Source organism: Ruegeria sp. AH7 (genome assembly GCF_056541325.1).
The window spans coordinates 421530-440488 of sequence record NZ_JBQFYF010000004.1 but is presented as its reverse complement, the minus strand read 5'-3'; the positions used below and the strand labels follow the sequence as shown (position 1 = coordinate 440488).

Below are 18959 nucleotides of genomic sequence, written 5' to 3'. Positions count from 1 at the left end.
CATTGTCATGTTTCAAAAGCACACGATAGCCGCTGCCGTCTGCTTCCGCGTGGATTGCACTCCAGCCCGTGAGTGAGCCTGGTCCGATCGCCTTACCTCCTAGAAGGATCTCGGTTGTGTCATCAATCAGATAGGTTACACCCGATGATCCTTGGGTCGAGGTTGACAGAGATGCCGAACCGATACTCTCGATCAGATTTGTTACATGCCCGACCGTTGCATCGTTGTTTAGATCGACATCATAGAACTGCTCAACATCGACGACGTTCTCGACAAGCGCACCGCTAACATGTGCGCCTTGGCCATCGAGAACCCATTCGAAGTACAGGCCATTGTCATGTTTCAAAAGCACACGATAGCCGCTGCCGTCTGCTTCCGCGTGGATTGCACTCCAGCCCGTGAGTGAGCCTGGTCCGATCGCCTTACCTCCTAGAAGGATCTTGGTTGTGCCATCAACCAGATAGACTGTACCATCCACTCCTTCTGTAGTTGTCGAGAGCGTGCTACCACCGGTGTTCTCAATTGTGGTTGTCTTATGACCAATCGTGCCGTCGTTATTCAGATCCGCGCCATAGTATTCTTCCAAATCCACGACATTATCGACGAGCGCGCCGCTAAGATGCGCACCCGTGCTGTCAAGTTCCCACTCAAAAAAGCTGCCGTCATCATGTTTCCAAAGCAGCTTGTAACCGCCAAAAATCTTGGCCTGAACATTGATCGCAGACCAGCCATCCAGCGTATCTTCTCCGACAACATTTCCGCTGAGTGTAACGGCGATATTAGTGGTCGGGCCGCCAACAAGATACACGCCTTGCTTTGCGTGCTGAAGGATTGTGCCAGTTGTCTCTATGGTTGTGATCTGTGTAGCTGAGGCGAGTTGTGCCAAGTTGTACCCATAGGCACCGTTCAGAAATTGAAACAGCTCAACATCATTGTTCACGGTAAATGTCTGGCGTGTGACGACGTTCAGAAATTCGTATTCTCCACCGTTGTCGAGAAACAGGAACTTTTCCAATCCACTAATAAAGCGAACGGTATCCGTACCCGATCCACCCGAGAACGAACCAGAGTTATTCGTGACGATAGCAATATCATTGCCCGCGTCCCCAAAGACCGTATCCTCGCCTTGGCCGTTGGCAACGTGAATGACATCATTGCCGCTGCCACCGAAGATCTTGTTGTTGTTGGACCCGTTAGAGGACGAGCGGATGGTATCGTTCCCGCCATTCCCGCTAATGGTGTTCTGCGCAGTGTTGCCAATGATGGTGTCGTTTCCACTACCCGCGATATACTGTTCGATAATCGTATCGCGCATAATCGCCATATTGCCGATCAGCCCATAAACGTTCGAATAGGTCTCTGCGTTCAGGTTGACGTATTGGTTTCTTGTATCATTAGCGAAGTTGACTATGTCCCAGCCACCATCATCGACAATGTTGAAGGCGACGCGGTAGCCGAGGGAAGCGATCTGATCGTAAACTCCGCCAGCATTCGACCCCACGCCATAAGTAGTGTTACTGGTCCTTAGATCGTTGGGCTTGCCGTAAAGCTCCCACATGGCCAGCACATCCGCGATCATCGGAGTGATCACAAGCGCGTCTGACGCGTTTACATTCGGATTCTCGCCTTGAGAAAAATATGACATGACAGAGGCCTGCCAGCTGTCATTTGGGAAGATCGCACTGTTTCCAAAAGTTACACCAGCGCCGTTATAGGGACCGGGGTGGCCAAGCCCTATGGCATGTCCAATTTCGTGCAAGTAGGTCTGAAACGAATATGTGTCGACACCGATCCCGTAGTTTGCGATCCAATTCGTACTTACGTTCACATCAGCATAGGCCATATCGCGCAATGTGCTGCTATTGTACCAGCCATATTGCGAATAAGCCCCACTGAAATCGTCGTAAAATAGAATATCAGGCCTGGAACTGCTGCTTAGCTGAAAGTCGATCCCTGTGACAGATTCCCAAGTATCCAGTGCCAGTTGAACCATCCATTGGACACTGGGGTCGACACGCGAATAGTTGACCGTGATTGTATTGGAATCCCACTTTCGAGGCCGACTGTCCTCGCCATATACCAAATAGTCGGCGATCTGATTGTGTGCGCTTGCTGACATTCCGCAGTGACCCTTGATAAAATCGAAAATTAATTCTGTTTTCCAATGATTAACTTCTGGACCCTACATGGTCCATTCGCAACAACCAGAATACGGATACGCGTGTACGAGATGTTGCACGCACGCACCGGTTGCTTTGGACTGCCCAGATCAATGCAAATGAGTGGGTCCTAAAGTTGACTAAATTATGACAATATGAGGCGATGCGTCCTGAGGAAAGCTAATCCCCATCACAATCCGCGACGAACCGAAGCAATGCGCAATATTCTGTCGCAAAATAACTATTATGATTGATTTATTCGTTCAGCCTGAGGCCTAGAACGGGTTTAATTCCCGCTCCGACACGCACATTTCGCAGGCTCGTCAGCAAAGTTTAGCCAACCGATTGATGGTTGGCCCGAGAGCACTCAGCCTTGCGCTTCTTCCAGCAAATAGGCCAGCAGGTTCACGATGTCTTCGTCCTTCTTTAGGCCCGGGAATTGCATCTTGTTGCCTGGAACCGTGCCGCGTGGATCGGCAAGGAACCCAGAGAGCGTTTGGATGTCCCATGTGATACCAGAGTCCTTAAGTGCCGCCGAATATTTGAATCCTTCGACCTGTCCTGCCTGCGCCCCCAGAATACCAAACAGTGTCGGACCAACACCGTTGCGCCCTTCTTTCAACTTGTGACAGGCGCTGCATTTGCGAAAGACTTTCTTGCCAGCCTTTGCATCCCCCAGGACGGTCACCGCTGCAACCTCGGTTGTGGTCGCAGGTTCTGCACTGGCCTGTTCACCGTTCAGTTCGAACATAAGCCGCGCAGTGACAGGAACGGTGCGGGTGATGCCTGGCAGCTCGGCCAGTTCCATCAGCTTGTCGACCCCGGCATTCACACCAGCATCTTCGGTGCTGACAAAGACCATATCATTGGTTGTAACCAAGACCGACTTTTCCGACAGGCGGGCCACGAACAGCTCTGCATCAAATTCAACATCTGCACCAGCCAGGGAAAGCACCGCTTCGCTATCAACCGTTGTGGTTTGCCCAACCTCAAGCGCGCGCAATTCGCCCATGTCGATCTCGGCCGTCAACGTCGCGGCGCCTGCTTTGCGGAAGACGTACTCGATCATGCGTTCATTGCGGATATCGATATTGGTCTCGACCGAAGACAGGTCAATTTCAATCATTGCCTGGCCGTCTGGGCTAACCGTCCCACTCAGTGAGGTGAAACTGTTGACCTCACCCTCGCTGTCTTTCTTGATGCTACCATAAGCGAGGTGCGAGCCGTCTGGAACCAAAGTCCAGCCTTCGGCCAGGGCAGGGCCTGCAATAATTGCCGACGCGATCGTGACCGCATGTATCAGATGTTTCATTTCATTCCTCCTCGGGTTATGCCAGTCCTGAGCGCGCGGGCCCGGTCCGTGAACATGAAACACACACAGGTCGTATTTTATTCGATGGCGGGTGAAATAAGCTCGGAACAGGCGGTCAGAACCGCAGTGCAGACGCATTCCAAACGCGTCTGGCGTTTTGCTTTGGCGCTGTCGGGTGCGTCGGACGTGGCCGATGATCTGGTTCAAGCCACATGCCTGCGCGCGCTTGAGCGTCATCATCAGGTGACATCGCACGATCGACTGGATTCGTGGCTAATGACAATCTGCCGATCAATCTGGTTGAACGAGATCCGATCTCGCGCTGTACGCAAGGCACAGGCGCTGTCGGTAACGCCCGAATCCGAACTGGTTGCAACAGGTCCGGATTCAGAAACGAATATTTTCGCCACTGAAGTGTTTACCCAAGTGATGCAACTGCCAGAAGCGCAGCGGGAAACGGTCATGCTGGTGTTTGTCGAAGGCTACAGCTACCGCGAGGCCGCCGCGTTGCTGGAGGTTCCCATCGGCACAATCATGAGTCGGCTGTCCAGCGCCCGGCAAAAACTGAAAACCGTAATGCAGCAAGATGCGGCAAACGCCGCACAACGGAGTGGCAAATGACGTTTTCCGACGAGACGCTTCTGGCGTATCTGGAAGGCAATTTGGAAGAGGCCGAGGCCCGTCAGATCGAGCAGGCGGTCGAGGCGGACCCAGAGCTTGAACAGCGTGTGATGGCGCTGGACCCGTTTGCCAGTATGGTGCAGGGGGTTTTCGAAGCCATTCCCGCGCAAGCGCCCGAAGTTGTTCTTCCTGAGCTCGCCGCTCAAACCTCCGGGCCTGCTGGCATAGGTTTGATGCGGCTTGCCGCTGTAGCAGCCAGTGTTGCGGTTATCGCCGCGTCTGCGACCTGGTGGACCATGCGACCCGCACCTTTGGGCTGGGCGCAACAGGCCGCGATTTATCAGTCACTCTATGCGCCAGACACAATCGCCCCGCTGGATGCGTCGACCGAAACACTGGACAAGCAGTTTGCGATGGCCGAAGAACTGCTGGGCCGTTCCTTGAACCGAGATGCGTTGGAGGCATTGCCGGGGCTTGAGCTGAGGCGGGCGCAGGTATTGTCGTTCAAGGGCAAGCCGCTGATCCAGATCGTGTTTGCAGATGAACAAGGGCAACCCTTGGCCTTTTGCGTGATCCGTCAAGGACCTGATGCCCCGAATAAACCAGCCAAATCGGCGGTTCTAAGCGGTTTGGCCACAGTAACATGGGCTCAGGATGGGTTTGGCTACATGCTTTTGGGCAGCAATCCAAAAACCGATCTGAGCGGTGAACTGGACGCTCTGTCCCAGACATTTACGGGTTAGAAAAATCCACTTGTGAACCGCCCGAAATGCCCAAAGAATAAGGGCATGAAGTCCAAGTCTGTCATACCGCTGCCCGAGGATGAGGCCGAAGAGGCCACACCGCCAAGCATCTATGACGCTGACCCATCCGACGAGGATGACCTTTGGTTTCTCCCTCCTGAGGATAAGGATGCAACAGAGGATTTTTTGCCTCCCGGCCCCCGGGAGGACAATCGGGTTTTGTTCGACCCGCGCGACTGGCGGGCGGCGCAGGCCGCACTCTCCGCTGAGCTGGCCGATCTGGCCCTAACTTTTGGCGCGCTGGATGAACGCTTGCGGGCGGGACCCGATGGGTGGACCCACCGTCTGGCATTGATGGACGTCTCGGATCTGGGCTGGTGGACGGGCGACCGGATCGGGGTGGACCGACTAGCCCTGTGGACAGGCTTGCGCATTGGGGCGACCAGCGATGACGCACAAGCCCTGTACCGGGCGGGGTGGGCCGTGCGCCGCCTGACTTCGGGCGCGGGTCCGTCGGTTGGTGGATGGCAGGCCGGGTTAGGCGCATTTCTGGACCGAATGGCGCAGGGGATCGAAGAAGTACCCGAGGCCGTGGCCGATTTGGCCGAGGTCATGGGCAATGTGGAAGGCTTGCATCCGGTGACACAGGCCGCGATTGCCTTTCACGCCTGGCGCGCCGTCTCGGACGGGATCGGACAGGATACCGAAGCTGCGATTATCGCCGCACGCCATGCAGCCTCAATGGGTCGTGGCGGGGCCATGTTCATGCCGCTGGCCTTATCCGGGCCCGGCGCGCTGCGCGGGATGGGCGAACCCGAAGAGAAACTCGCGGCATGGATCACCGGGGCAGGGCAGGCGGCCCTGGCCGCGTTGCTGCATCTCGATCGCGTCAATGCGTGGGAGGTGCGAGCCCGCGAAGCCACAGAAGGTTTATCCGGTCGCACCCCGCCTCTGTTGATTGATGTCCTGACTGCATGGCCTATGGTTTCGGCCCCGTTGGCCGAGGAACTCACAAAAGCGTCGCGTGCTACAGTACAACGCAATATCGACCGGTTCAGTCGCCGCGGCTTGCTGCGCGAAGTGACAGGGCAGGGGCGGTATCGCGTCTGGACAGCGGCTCTGTGATCCAACAGCCACTCCTGCCGGAAAGCGGCCACTGCGCGCCGTGACAAAGACAGTTTCGGTTCTAAGCACGTGGTTGTTACAGCCAAACTAATGTCGCTGAAGTGCTAGGCATATGGGCCAAACCAAACGTAGCCTTACAGTCAAGAAGCACTGTTTTGGGCCATGTCCCAGCGTGGCTTCTTTCGAAACACAGCGACAGGTGCCTAGATGTCAAACGCGCATGAACTGACCCAAGAACAGTCTGAACGGTATTGGCAGGATGGCTTTCTGTTCCCTCTTTCTGTCTTTTCCGAAAACGAAGCTGCGGAGTTCCGCGCCGAACTGGAACAGATCGAAAAAGACTGGCTGGCGGCAGAGCTGCCATTGCCGCTGAACACCTATAAACGGGTCAACGCCCATCTGGTGATCCCACTGGCAGCCCGGATCGCTCAAGACAAGCGTATTCTGGACGCGGTCGAAGGTGTTCTGGGCCCTGATATCATGATCTGGTCCGCCGAGTTTTTTATCAAGGAGCCACAGACCACGCAAACGGTTGGCATGCATCAGGACCTAACCTATTGGGGCATGGGCGAGACGCCTGATCAGGTGACGGCCTGGATCGCGCTGTCACCCGCCACCGTTCAAAGCGGATGCATGGATTTCGTACGTGGAAGCCACAAGAACCCGATCCTGCCGCATACCGACACCTATTCCGAGACAAACCTGTTGTCGCGCGGTCAGGAGGTGGCCGTCGACGTTTCTGAGGACGACAAAACTCATATCGAACTGAAACCCGGCCAGATGTCACTGCATCACGGGCTGACAATCCATGGCTCTGGCCCGAACGCATCAAACGATCGGCGGATCGGATTGGCGATCCGCTATCTCAGCCCCGGGGCACAGCAACTGGTGGCAGATCGTGATTATGCCATGTTGGCGCGGGGATCGGATGCGCACAGCAACTTCGTACCCATCCAGGCCCCAGACGCACTTTTTTCTTCTGAAGCCCTGGCGCTGTATGAACAAGTGCGGCTGGACCAAAGCAAAGCGTTGGCTGCAGGGGCGGACAGCTCCGTTCCGCTTTATACCAAGATGTAAGCTAGAAGGGTCAGGCGCTTAGCGCCCGACACCTACATAGGTCTCAAAGCCAGATTTCAGCGCTTTGCTTTCAGTATAGATATTGCGCAGATCGACCATGTGGGGTGTGTTCATCGCTTCTGCTAGGTCCGTTAGATTCAGCGCCCGGAACTCATTCCATTCCGTGAGCAGTACGACCACGTCGGCGCCTTTAGCGGCGGCATAGGGATCATCAGACCATTCAACACCGGGCAACAGCGCTTCACCTTCGGATTTACCCTGCGGGTCCACCACACGCACTTTGGCCCCACCGCCGATCAGGGCAGGAACGATGGTTAGCGATGGCGCATCGCGCATGTCATCGGTGTTGGGCTTGAACGTCACACCCAGCATCGCAACGGTTTTACCGTTGAAACTGTCGCTACAGGCTTCGCGGATTTTCTCGATCATGCGCTTTTTGATCTCGTCATTCACGCGAATGACGGTTTCGGTGATCTGCATCGGATACGCGTGCTCTTGCCCGATCCGCGCCAGCGCGGCGGTATCTTTGGGAAAGCACGACCCGCCGTAGCCGGGACCGGCATGCAGAAATTTGTTACCAATACGACCGTCCAGACCAATGCCGCGTGCAACCTCTTTCACGTCGCCGCCGACCCGCTCGCACAATCCTGCGATTTCGTTGATGAAAGTGATCTTGGTCGCCAAAAAGGCGTTGGCTGCGTATTTGATCATTTCAGCGCTTTCCAGATCGGTGGTAAGGATCGGGAAGTCACGCAGATAGAGCGGGCGGTAAATTTCGGCCATGACCTCAGCCGCGCGGTCACTTTCAACGCCGACCACGACACGATCAGGGCGCATGAAATCGTCAATCGCGGCCCCTTCGCGTAGGAATTCAGGGTTCGAGGCGACATCGAAATCCGCATCGGGATTGGCTGCGGAAACAACCGAATGCACCTTGCGGTTTGTGCCTACCGGCACGGTCGATTTGGTGACAATGACGGTATAACCGGTCACCGCCTGCGCGATCTCTTCCGCTGCGGCCATCACGTAAGTTAGGTCCGCATGGCCATCGCCGCGCCGTGTCGGCGTGCCCACAGCGATAAACACAGCATCCGCACCGTCAACGGCTGCCGCCAGATCGGTGGTAAAGCTCAGCCGTCCGGCGGCCACGTTCTTAGCCATCAGCACATCAAGACCCGGCTCGTAGATCGGAACGTCGCCCGCCTTCAGCATGTCGATCTTTGCTTCGGCCTTGTCCACGCAGATCACGTCATGGCCAAAATCCGAAAAACACACGCCCGACACCAGGCCCACATAGCCAGTGCCGATCATCGCAATACGCATTCTAAAAATTCCTTCTCACCAATTACCGCCTGCGGCGCGCATACAATCAAAGAAACTGCGAAGGGATTCAATGCCTGACTCAGGCCTGTCCCTGCATTACACAGTTTCTTGCTGATTTTTGAGACGGAATCAGACGATGCGCCCCCGTAGGCCACACCCAACAGTCCGCGCTGATGAGCGGAAACATGGAAAGAGTGGGGCCAATCTGGCCGAATTCCTGTTGGATCAGAAGCGTGAATTCATGGTTTCAAGCAGCGCGCGCCATCGTTTGGCACGAACCACTTGCGCTACATCTCTTGGGAAGCAGGCGAAACAAACCCAAATCTCTGCATACATTATCGTAATCTGGAGGACATTATTGACCCGCCGCGAATCGATCTGCGGCGGCAACAGGACAAGGCGAACCCTGACTGCGGGGCCTTGTCCGATTGTTCTTTGAGGAACAAAAGCGCTGACGTTTGCGCCCTAATAACTGGTCTGTACGCCAGCTACTTCAATCAGAACCAGCGACCGATGGCGGTAACCGTCGACGATAGTGTCGAAGCGTCAGAGGCGGCCGACAGCACCTTGTAGCTTACCTGAGATGTGGACGGCGCATCAAACCCGACAAAGCGCGCTGTGGCCCCGCCGCTACCGCTGAGGGCAGGGGTATCAGCGAATGTGGCAGGAAAGGCCCAGGTGGCAGAGCCGCTTGAAAACAGCGCACCTTCGGCATTTGTGCAATCCGTTGCGGGTAAGGCGGCGGTACAGATTTGCGTGCCATCTGCAAAGCGGATGTAGTCGCCATTTGCGGTGCTGCCCCGTTCGATCACGGCCCCTGTCGGGGTGCCCGAAACCTCGGAAACAGTCCCCAACAAATTGCCCGGACTATAGCCATAATCGGCGCGCATAAGGCGTCCGGCGGTTGTGTCGTCCGCACTGGTCTGGACCGCCGCGCCTGTGGCGGTGCCGGTGGCGGGGTCAATGCTCAGCGCATCCGTCCAGCTGCCGCCATCCGGGGAAACCTTAATCGAGAAACCCGTGCTACCGTTCAATCCCATCTCGGCATGGCCGGTCCAGTTGGACTGAAATAGCAGCGATGCGGTGTCTGAGGCACCGGATTTGTTGATTTTCAACTGATGACCACCACCATCGTGGCTCAGCAATGTAGCCGGGCTGCGGACGGACAGGCGGTTGTTAGCATCAGAGCTGGTGCCCACACCCACCCCATCCAGATTCTGCGTCGGGATCGGAGGGGTGATCCAAGCCCCACCATCCCAGACCTTCTGCAGGTCAGCCGCCAAGTCCCAGGCGCGCCAACCTGTGTTTGGCGTGACGAAATGCCAGCTATTGTCCAGCCAGGCTGCCAACTCTCCGCCGTGACCAGCCCAATCGCCTGTTGGGGTTGCGCCCAAGGCGTGTATCTCACCCTGTTCCGGCACAGCGGGTGGCGTAGCTGCATCGGTCGAGGCGACAGTCAGTTGCAACACTAGATCCAGACGGCGCAGTGCCTCGTTATGGGTGACGTGTTTCTGCGCCTGAGAGGGTTGCAGGAAAGGAAGGTTCAATCGGGGTGAGTTTTGTGACACGGGGCGCGTCCTCCTGTAGCTGTCGGTCAGACATTTCTGTTGCGCGCCACCCTGCCGTATTGCGCATGAATCCCTTCTGACCGGGCAGATCGCCCAATTTACCCAATGTTAGGTCTTTGTTTCCAAAACATGGACAATAGTACGATATGGCGCAGCACGTTCACGAAACAGAGGTTGCAGACGTGATTCCCCGCCCCGCGCGACGGGTTATGTTTAATTGCGCGCGTAGATGTCTTCGTACCGGACGATGTCATCTTCACCCAGATAGCTGCCGGTCTGCACCTCGATCAGAACCATGGGCACTTTGCCCGGATTCTCCATCCGGTGAACCGCACCTAGCGGGATATAAACCGACTGGTTTTCCGAGACGAGCTGAACCTCATCATCAATCGTGACTTTGGCCGTGCCCTTGACTACGATCCAATGTTCCGAGCGATGGTGATGAGACTGCAGGCTTAGCGCTGCACCAGGGTTTACATGGATGCGCTTGACCTGAAACCGATCATCAATCACCAGGCTTTCAAACCACCCCCACGGCCGGTGGTCGACAGGCAAAGATTCTGCCTGCCTTGCACCCTTGGCCTTCAGCGCACTTACCGCCTGTTTGACATCCTGCGCCCGGTCCATGCTCGCCACCAGAACCGCATCGGGCATGGCGACTGCGATGATGTTTTCCAAACCCATGGCAACCACCTCTTGCGCCGGAGATTCCGAACGAATCAGAACGTTCTGGCAATCGATGGTTGTAACTTCACCTGTCGTGGCCACACCGCTTGCGTCGGGTTCGCTCAGCTCATGCACGGCGGTCCAGCTGCCCACATCGGACCAGCCATCGGCATAGGGGACAACACTCAGGTTTGCCGCCTTTTCCATCACCGCATAGTCAATCGAGATATCATCGACCTTGGCCCAGGCACTGGCGTCCAGGCGCAAAAAGCCCAGATCGCTTCGGGCCAGCTCCACCGCTTGCCGGACCGGCTCGATCAGTTCGGCCGCGTGCTGTTCGAAGGCCCCGATAATGTCTCGCACGGCAAACAGAAAGATGCCCGAATTCCACAGATAGCTGCCATCCGCCAGCATCGCCTCAGCGCGGTCCAGATCAGGTTTTTCGACAAACCGGTCCAATGGAATGGCCGCACCGGATGCGTCCGGCGTTTGGCTGAGTTTCAAATAGCCATACCCGGTTTCAGGTCGGTCGGGCGTGATGCCAAACGTGACCAGATCACTGCGTGCAGAAATCGCTTCGATCCCGCGTGAAACTGCTGCGTGAAAGGCGGTTGTGTCGGGAACCACATGATCAGACGGAGCCACCAACATGATGGCTTCTGGGTCACTGTCTGACAGCTGCAGGGCGGCGGCCAGAACGGCAGGCGCGGTGTTGCGCCCTTCGGGTTCGATTAGGACCGGGCCAGGATCAACACCCACGCCCATCAACTGTTCAGGCACCACAAAGCGGAAGGCTTCATTGGTTAGTATCAAGGGGTTAGCATAGGGCGCAGCCTTCGGCCCGCGAAGCCGCACCGCGCAATCCTGCAGCAAACTGGTCTCACCCACCAACGGCACAAACTGCTTGGGATAGCTTTTGCGGGACAGCGGCCACAAACGGGTTCCTGACCCACCGCAGAGAATGACGGGATAGACGGTATTCATGATGCGCATGCCTTTGAGCTTCAGCTATCTGAATGTATCGCCTTATTCGCCGTTAAGGGGAAGGGCCAGCGCCTACTGAGCCGCTTTTCCCGTGGCAACGATGTCATTCAGATACTGGCTCAGATCGCCGCGCAAATCGTCACGCGCCAGTGCAAAGGCTACAGTAGCCTGCAGGAACCCAGCTTTTGAGCCGCAGTCAAAGCGCTGACCATCGAATTTGTAACCAAATACCGGGACACCGTTCCGAATGTCTTCGGCGATCGCGTCGGTCAGCTGAATCTCGCCACCGCTGCCGGATTTCATCGAGTTCAGATTATAAAGCACCGACGGACCCAAAACATAGCGCCCAATGACGGCAAGGTTAGAGGGTGCCTCATCCGCTTTGGGCTTTTCCACCATACCACGCGTGCGTACCACGGTGCCCACGTTGTCACCCACGTCCAGCACACCATAGGAACTTGTTTTTTCCTGCGGAACTTCCATCGCGGCAACCATGTTACCGCCGGTTTCCTCATAAGCTTCGATCATCTGCTGCAGGCAGGGTTTGTCGGCTGCGATCACGTCGTCTGGCAGCATCACGGCAAAGGGCTCGTCTCCGATCAGACGACGCGCACACCAAACAGCGTGCCCCAGTCCCAGCGCCTTGTGCTGACGGATATAGGCAATTGCACCGCTTTCCATATTGGTCGCGTTCAGCGTTTCTAAAAGTTCATCTTTGCCTTTGTTCTTAAGCTCTTGTTCCAGAACCAGGTTGTGATCGAAATAATCCTCAAGCGCAGATTTCCCGCGCGAGGTAACAAAGATGAATTCCTTGATCCCGGCGGCGCGCGCCTCGTCGATGGCATATTGCACCAAGGGCCGGTCAACCAAGGTCATGATTTCCTTGGGAACAGATTTCGTCGCAGGCAGGAATCGTGTGCCCAACCCGGCAACGGGAAAAATCGCTTTGGTGACCTTGCGTGTCATGGTGCCTCTCAAATCGTAACTTAACCGGAGGATTGCAGCCTGACCGGTGTGTCCTCATATGCTGCGAAACCGGATCAATCAATAACGCCCAACAATTCGGGTACTAATAGGTCAAATCGTGCCATCTTGTGGAGGCAGAGTCAAAATCCGATCTATTATCTGGCTGAATTGTCACGCACTGTTCACCGGATGGGCGAAATCCCGATCACTGTCAGTTTTTCAGACGCGATTTCATCGTTTTCTCGGGGAAACAGGTGGGGTCTTGGCCCGTGGCCTCCTGCCATCGCCCGATTGATCGGCGGGTTTTGAACCCCGGCAGCCCGTCGGCGCCGCCGACATCGTGTCCCTGTTGTTCCAGCGCTCGCTGCATTGCTGCGATGTCTGATCGATAGAGGCCCCCGACTGCGCCCCAACGGCCCCGGAAATCTCCGACACCATACTGAATCCGGTCTCCGACATGGCCCACAAACAGGGCATAAAGATCGCTTTTGTTGTACTCCTTCAGCACGTAGAAATTTGGTGTCACAAGAAACGCCGGACCGTTGCGACCAGCAGGCATCATCAGATAGCCCTCACCCTTGAGTTCGTGGTTTGGGAAGGGTTTGCCCGAAACGCGACTGACACTCAATGCGGCCCAATCCTGTATGGCACGCCCTTGGTCTGGTCCTTCAAGCGCACAAGATAGCGAGGTTGGCACCGTCACCTCAAACCCCCAGTCGCGACCTTCAACCCAACCGTGCCGGTTCAGATAGTTCGCAATCGACGCGATTGTGTCGTCGGCGGAGCCCCAGATATCAGCCAGCCCATCTCCATTTCCATCTACTGCATAAGTCAGAAAGTTAGTCGGCATGAATTGCGGCTGCCCCAAAGCACCAGCCCAAGAGCTTTTCATTTCGCGCACATGACCCGCCTCGGCGATTTGCAGCGCGGCGATCAACTCGGTTGTGAAATACTCAGATCGCGTGCTCATGAACCCTTTGGTCGCCAGAACCTGAAACGCATCATGCCGAATTGGAACCTGACCATACCCGCTTTCGCGCCCCCAGATCGCCAAAATGATGCGGGCTGGGACCCCTGTTTGCGCCTCGACACGAGACAGGGTAGCCGCATGGCGGCGCGCCATTTGCCGCCCCACAGATGTGGCCCCCTGAACCGACCCCGCATTGAAGTATCGCGCCGGCGAGCCAAACTCTGCCTGCCTTTGGGCTTTGGGTGTCTTCGCTTTGCTTCCCGGAGGGATAAGGTCGGGCAGGTCCCAATTCAGCGTGACGCCGTCAAAGGCCGCGTTCATCGTCTTGCGTGACACACCCTTGGCGCGAGCCTGCGGCCAAACGGTCTGATCGAGCCAGGACTGGAACTGCCGTTCGATCGATGCACGATCCTGAGCGGTCACGCCGCTGGCCAAACATAGGCAAAATAGAAGAAAAAGCACCTTGCGCATCTGAAATCACCTGCTCTGAGCCTGTTTGGGCAATTCGTTTTCGTTGATGCCAAGGATGACTGAAACCCGCATCAAAATCCATGAGATTGAACCACATATACGACATGCCGCCTTGCGGTCGAAAAAACCTTGAGAAATGCGCGGTCTCTGCCGATAGTTGTGACCAATGTAGCAGCGAAAGAGAGCAGGCATGACCACGAACAGAGCGTCCTTTGTGGCAAATGTGGTTCTGGTAGCCCTCGGAATTCTGGTCGCGTCGACGCATATGGCAGGGGCCAGTGACAGTTTCATGGACCCCCAGGGCCCTATCGCGGCAGTGCAGAAAACGCATCTTCTGCGCGCAACAGCGCTGATCCTCATTGCCGTTATTCCTGTCCTGGTTTTGGTTCCATTGATCGCACTGCGCTATCGACGTCGAAAAGGAGGGAACGCGGCGTACAGGCCCAATTGGGATTTTTCCGCCCGGCTTGAGATGCTGATGTGGGGCGTACCGGTGGCCATCGTCGCAATCCTGTCCTTCTATCTGTGGAAAACAACCTATCGGCTCGACCCCTATTCAGCCTCGTTCGGTGACGAGCCTGCCGTGCAAGTGCAGGTTGTTGGTCTGGATTGGAAATGGTTGTTCATCTATCCCGATCTTGGAATCGCCACAGTCGGAGAGCTTGGCATTCCCACCAAACAACAGATCGCCATGACACTGACCACCGATACGGTGATGCAATCTTTCATGATCCCAGCTTTGGCGGGACAGATTTATGCAATGCCGGGTATGACCACCAAGCTGCATCTGGTCGCGGACCAACCCGAGGTAATGCAAGGCGAAAACACCCAGTATAACGGGCGCGGTTTTACCAAGCAGAAGTTCGAAACGCTTGCGATGGACCCTGAGGATTTCGAGGCCTGGGTCAACAAGGTCCGTCAGGGCGGTATCGTGCTTGACGCGGAAACGTATAAAACCCTTGCCATGCGCACCGACCGGGATGAGGTTCAGGCCGCGCTTGGCACGCCCGAGATGCCAGACCGTGCCGTGTATTTCAAACTGGATGACGGGGATCTGTTCCATACCATTCTCCACCGATACCATGGCGGCAAAGCACTGCCACTGGATCAACAACCCGGAACAGCTGCATATGGGCAGGAGGTCGACCAATGACATCGGAAAGCGGTTTTTTTGGTCGCCTAAGCTGGGATGCATTGCCGATCACCGGCCTGATTCAGGATCCCAACGCTAATGAGATTGTAGCCAATGCCGCCGCAGGTATTGTCATCGTAGGGGCAGTCGCCGTAGTTGGTTTGCTAACCTGGTTTCGGCTTTGGGGGCCCTTGTGGCGCGATTGGCTAACAAGCGCTGATCACAAGAAAATCGGCATCATGTACATCGTCTTCGCCATCGTGATGCTCGCGCGGGGCGTTCTGGAGGGCGTTGTTATGCGCGCCCAGCAAGCCGCCGGACCGGGCGACGGTTTCCTCGAGGCCGAACACTTTGCCGAACTGTTCAGCACCCATGGCACGATCATGATCTTCTTCGTCGCCGTGCCTTTTGTGTTCGGAATCGCCAACTATGTTATTCCGCTGATGATCGGCGCTCGGGATGTGGCTTTTCCGGTGATGAACCAAATCAGCCTCGGCCTGACGGTATCGTCCGGTATGATGCTGATGGTCTCGCTGGTGGTCGGAGAGTTCTCGACCGGGGGCTGGACGGCCTATCCGCCCTACACGGGCGCTGCGTTCAACCCCGGCGTAGGGCCGGATTACTGGATCTGGGCCATCGTTGTCTCAGGGATCGGAACAACGCTGACGGGAATTAACTTCGCCGTAACGATCTATAAGCTGCGCGCGCCGGGTATGACGTTCATGCGTCTGCCGATGTATTGCTGGACGATCATCTGCAGTTCCATCCTGATAGTCTTCGCCATGCCGCCCTTGGGCGTTGCAGCGCTGTTGCTGGCAGCGGATCGCTATCTCGACTTCCACTTCTTCACCAACGACCTTGGCGGCAATATGATGAACTACGCCAACCTGTTCTGGCTGTTCGGCCACCCCGAGGTATATCTGCTGGTTCTGCCCGCCTATGGTATCTATTCCGAGATCTTCGCGACCTTCTCGGCCAAACGGCTCTATGGCTATACCTCATTGGTCATCGCCACAATGTCGATTGCGGTGCTGTCCTTCACTGTCTGGCTGCATCACTTCTTCACCATGGGCCAAAGCGCGCTGATCAATGCAGTATTCGGCATCGCAACTATGCTGATCGCCATCCCGACGGGCGTGAAAGTCTATGATTGGATGGCGACGCTGTGGCGGGGACGCATCCGGTTCTCAGTTCCCATGCTGTATGGTCTCGCCTTCCTTATGCTGTTTGTTATCGGTGGCCTAAGCGGCGTGATCCTAGCCAATCCAACCATTGACTACCAAGTGCATAACACTCTGTTTCTAGTGGCGCATTTCCACAATGTCCTGTTGCCAGGCGTTCTGTTCGGCTTGCTGGCCGCCTATAACTACTGGTTCCCCAAAGCCTTCGGGTTCCGTTTGCACGAAGGCTGGGGCAGGGTAACAGTCGCGCTCTGGACGATTGGTTTTATGCTGACTTTCATGCCGCTTTACTTTGTCGGCCTGATGGGCATGCCCCGACGATCCTATAGCTGGGAGGACCCAAGCTTTCACCCTTACATGATCGTCGCCGTCATCGGAGCCTTGGTTATCACCGCAGCGCTGTTTTCAGTTCTGGTGCAGCTATGGGTCAGCATCCGCAACCGCGATAAAACCCGTGTTCCCGTTGGTGATCCATGGGATGCGCGCACGCTGGAATGGTCTATCCCAGCACCACCGCCACCTTATAACTTCGCCATCATCCCGCAGGTCACTGACCGCGACAACTTTGCTGCCGCTAAGGAACGCGGCGCGGCCTATCCAGCCCCTGATGCCTATGAGGATATCGAAATGCCACGCAACACCGGCATCGGATTTATCCTGTGTGTGGCCAGTGGAATTTGGATGTTTGCATTGGTCTGGTGGATTTGGTGGCTGGCCGCGCTGATGACCGTTGCTATGATCTTGGCCTTCATCCTCTGGACTTTTGATACCAGCACCGAAATCACCATCCCCGCAGAAGAGGTGCAGCGCGAACATGAGGCTTGGCTGGCATTGGTCCATAGCGAAATCGCGGTGGACCGCGACCATGAGACGGCCCCGGAAAACCGCGGCCTCGCGCGCCCAGACACGGAGGCGGTGACATGAAACGTGCTCCAACCCACAGCTATCCGGGCATAAATCTCGGTGACCGCCATGCCAGCGCCCATAAGGCTTCTGAGGTCGTAACTTTCGGCTTCTGGGTCTTTTTGATGAGCGATCTGGTCTATTTCGGCCTGATGTTCGCCATCTATATCACCATGATCGACGCTCAGGCAGGCGGGCCCGGGCCGCATGAGCTGTTCGATCTGACCAGCATCTTTGCGCAAACCATGATCCTGCTGACCAGCAGCCTGACGGTCGGATTGGCGATGCTGGCCCTGAAATACAATCTGCCGCGACCACGGATCATCCTTTGGTTCGGGGTGACTCTCTTGCTGGGGATCAGTTTCCTTGTATTGGAGATCCGAGACTTCATGGCCATGGCCGAAAAGGGCGGCATCCCGCAGCGCAGCGGGTTCCTCTCGGCCTTCTACGGCCTTGTGCCGCTACACGGTCTACATGTTGCTGCGGGGTGCGTGTGGTTGATTGTGCTGGGTATCCAACTGCGGGTTATGGGCATGACCGATGTCGTCAAATCACGTGTGGTCAGGCTGGCGCTGTTCTGGCACTTCCTTGACCTGATCTGGATTGGCATCATCACGATCGTCTATTTCGGAGGGCTAACCTATGGATAAACGCTCTGAAATGCACCGGCGCGAGCGGCGGCGTTACGTGATCGGCTATGGCGGTTCGTTACTGCTGACTTTCGCGATGTTCGGAGTGGCCTATCGCTGGGGGATTGAAACAACCGGTGTTTATCTAACCATTGGCCTGCTTGGGCTCGCTCAGCTGATCTTTCAACTGGTCTATTTCTTACATATCGACCGCAGACGCAGCAGCCGAGAGGATTTGGACCTGATCCTGTTCTCAACTCTTGTCTTATTGATCATCATCCTCGGCACGGTCTGGATTTTGGGCAACCTCGCGGTTCGCATGCACATGCATCCGATGTAGGAAACGTGGCCCGTTCGGCTATCGGATCAGCTCCAACCCCAGCCACAAAGCACCCCAGCACAGAACAAGACTGACCATGATATTGCCAGCCGCCAGTTCAAGCGTGCGTTCGCGGCGCAATTCCAGCGTTTGATAGGCAAAGCTTGAGAATGTTGTGAACCCACCACAAAAGCCAAAAACCAGGCGCCTCTGCTCTTCCCCCATCTCAACAGGACCGCCCAAATAGCCGATCCAGAGGCCCAGTAACAGGCTGCCGATTACATTCACCATCAGGGTCGACAGTGGCAACGCATGCGTAACCCGCAATGCAAGCCAATGGCGCAACACTGCGCCCAGACCACCACCCAGGCCAAACATTGCGTGCAGGTAGAGATCAGTCACTACCGCTCCTTCCTGCATGAAACCGTCGGCCGAGCGCTTCGCTTGCCAAGGCTGCGGCCAGACCAAATGCAATCTCCAGCCCAGCAGCGGCAGGTGCAGTCCAAAACGTGGTTTCGGCCAAACGCTCTAGCTCGGCCACGAAAGAAGAAAAGGTCGAAAGGCCACCACAAAACCCTACCGCGCCCAGATGTAGAACATGGGCATGAACCCGATGGCGGATCGCGTAGAGCCAGCCCAACACGAAACACGCAAACACATTTATGCCAAATGTTGCGGTCAGCACAGGCGCGCCAGAGACCTCGAATGCGAACGCCTCACGCAGTAACGACCCCAGCGCGCCGCCAACAAACACAGAAAAAAACATCAGGGCTTGTTCGTGTAGTCCGCGTTTGGTGTCTGGTCTCGTCA

General features: G+C 56.2%; 17 protein-coding genes. 8 read left to right on the top strand and 9 right to left on the bottom strand.

The genetic code is table 11. From position 1 onward, the window contains the following. Together ACR0JX_RS12480 and ACR0JX_RS12475 are read right to left on the bottom strand one after the other, a co-directional pair. Window positions 1–2119: M10 family metallopeptidase C-terminal domain-containing protein (locus ACR0JX_RS12480; RefSeq protein ID WP_480544115.1), on the bottom strand; the 2119-nt coding region annotated here is incomplete at its 3' end. Between the two features lie 407 nt (window positions 2120–2526). Continuing rightward, on the bottom strand, window positions 2527–3471 hold the full coding sequence (locus ACR0JX_RS12475; RefSeq protein ID WP_480544113.1) for a c-type cytochrome: 945 nt from the start codon (window positions 3469–3471) through the stop codon (window positions 2527–2529). A gap of 54 nt (window positions 3472–3525) precedes the next feature. Here ACR0JX_RS12475 and ACR0JX_RS12470 point away from each other — a divergent pair, with 54 nt between their 5' ends. The 4 genes from ACR0JX_RS12470 (at window position 3526) to ACR0JX_RS12455 (ending at window position 7037) form a co-directional block, all read left to right on the top strand. Beyond that, window positions 3526–4092, top strand: coding sequence for an RNA polymerase sigma factor (locus ACR0JX_RS12470; protein WP_480544112.1), 567 nt, complete (start codon window positions 3526–3528; stop codon window positions 4090–4092). Beyond that, window positions 4089–4835, top strand: coding sequence for an anti-sigma factor (locus ACR0JX_RS12465; protein WP_480544111.1), 747 nt, complete (start codon window positions 4089–4091; stop codon window positions 4833–4835). Before ACR0JX_RS12470 ends, ACR0JX_RS12465 begins: the two co-directional genes overlap by 4 nt. A 45-nt stretch (window positions 4836–4880) precedes the next feature. Beyond that, complete coding sequence (locus tag ACR0JX_RS12460; RefSeq protein WP_480544110.1) at window positions 4881–5960, top strand: helix-turn-helix domain-containing protein; 1080 nt, start codon at window positions 4881–4883, stop codon at window positions 5958–5960. A 207-nt stretch (window positions 5961–6167) separates the two neighbouring features. Beyond that, on the top strand, window positions 6168–7037 hold the full coding sequence (locus tag ACR0JX_RS12455) for a phytanoyl-CoA dioxygenase family protein (protein WP_480544109.1): 870 nt from the start codon (window positions 6168–6170) through the stop codon (window positions 7035–7037). Window positions 7038–7055: 18 nt separating this feature from the next. Here the strand turns inward: ACR0JX_RS12455 and ACR0JX_RS12450 are convergent, their stop codons facing one another. The 5 genes from ACR0JX_RS12450 to ACR0JX_RS12430 all read right to left on the bottom strand — a co-directional run bounded on the left by ACR0JX_RS12450 (window position 7056) and on the right by ACR0JX_RS12430 (window position 13985). Beyond that, entirely contained in the window at window positions 7056–8360 is a 1305-nt protein-coding gene (locus ACR0JX_RS12450; RefSeq protein ID WP_480544107.1) for a UDP-glucose dehydrogenase family protein, read from the bottom strand. Window positions 8361–8857: 497 nt separating this feature from the next. Next, a complete protein-coding gene (locus tag ACR0JX_RS12445) occupies window positions 8858–9928 on the bottom strand; it encodes a DUF2793 domain-containing protein (RefSeq protein WP_480544106.1) in 1071 nt (356 codons plus the stop codon). 213 nt (window positions 9929–10141) lie between these two features. After that, complete coding sequence (locus ACR0JX_RS12440) at window positions 10142–11578, bottom strand: mannose-1-phosphate guanylyltransferase/mannose-6-phosphate isomerase (protein ID WP_480544105.1); 1437 nt, start codon at window positions 11576–11578, stop codon at window positions 10142–10144. A 72-nt stretch (window positions 11579–11650) separates the two neighbouring features. Next, window positions 11651–12544: a UTP--glucose-1-phosphate uridylyltransferase GalU gene (gene galU, locus ACR0JX_RS12435; protein WP_353011362.1), complete on the bottom strand. Its 894-nt coding sequence runs from the start codon at window positions 12542–12544 to the stop codon at window positions 11651–11653. Window positions 12545–12755: 211 nt separating this feature from the next. Next, the gene (locus ACR0JX_RS12430) at window positions 12756–13985 is read right to left on the bottom strand and encodes a lytic murein transglycosylase (protein WP_480544104.1); all 1230 of its coding nucleotides are present in this window, start codon (window positions 13983–13985) and stop codon (window positions 12756–12758) included. Between the two features lie 190 nt (window positions 13986–14175). Here ACR0JX_RS12430 and ACR0JX_RS12425 point away from each other — a divergent pair, with 190 nt between their 5' ends. The 4 genes from ACR0JX_RS12425 to ACR0JX_RS12410 are packed head-to-tail and all read left to right on the top strand — an operon-like array spanning window position 14176 to window position 18170. Further along, the gene (locus ACR0JX_RS12425; RefSeq protein WP_480544103.1) at window positions 14176–15138 is read left to right on the top strand and encodes a cytochrome ubiquinol oxidase subunit II; all 963 of its coding nucleotides are present in this window, start codon (window positions 14176–14178) and stop codon (window positions 15136–15138) included. Then, window positions 15135–17222 (top strand): cbb3-type cytochrome c oxidase subunit I, encoded by a 2088-nt coding sequence (locus ACR0JX_RS12420; protein WP_480544102.1) that lies wholly within the window; start codon window positions 15135–15137, stop codon window positions 17220–17222. The genes ACR0JX_RS12425 and ACR0JX_RS12420 overlap by 4 nt, the downstream gene beginning before the upstream one ends. Next, window positions 17219–17851, top strand: a complete 633-nt coding sequence (locus ACR0JX_RS12415) for a cytochrome c oxidase subunit 3 (protein ID WP_170534986.1) — start codon at window positions 17219–17221, stop codon at window positions 17849–17851. Before ACR0JX_RS12420 ends, ACR0JX_RS12415 begins: the two co-directional genes overlap by 4 nt. After that, window positions 17844–18170, top strand: a complete 327-nt coding sequence (locus tag ACR0JX_RS12410) for a cytochrome o ubiquinol oxidase subunit IV (protein WP_353011352.1) — start codon at window positions 17844–17846, stop codon at window positions 18168–18170. Before ACR0JX_RS12415 ends, ACR0JX_RS12410 begins: the two co-directional genes overlap by 8 nt. 18 nt (window positions 18171–18188) lie before the next feature. On the opposite strand, the gene crcB is transcribed toward ACR0JX_RS12410, so the two are convergent. Together crcB and ACR0JX_RS12400 are read right to left on the bottom strand one after the other, a co-directional pair. Further along, the gene (gene crcB / locus ACR0JX_RS12405; protein ID WP_480544101.1) at window positions 18189–18551 is read right to left on the bottom strand and encodes a fluoride efflux transporter CrcB; all 363 of its coding nucleotides are present in this window, start codon (window positions 18549–18551) and stop codon (window positions 18189–18191) included. After that, a complete protein-coding gene (locus tag ACR0JX_RS12400; RefSeq protein ID WP_480544100.1) occupies window positions 18544–18915 on the bottom strand; it encodes a FluC/FEX family fluoride channel in 372 nt (123 codons plus the stop codon). The genes crcB and ACR0JX_RS12400 overlap by 8 nt, the downstream gene beginning before the upstream one ends. Window positions 18916–18959 lie beyond the last annotated feature (44 nt).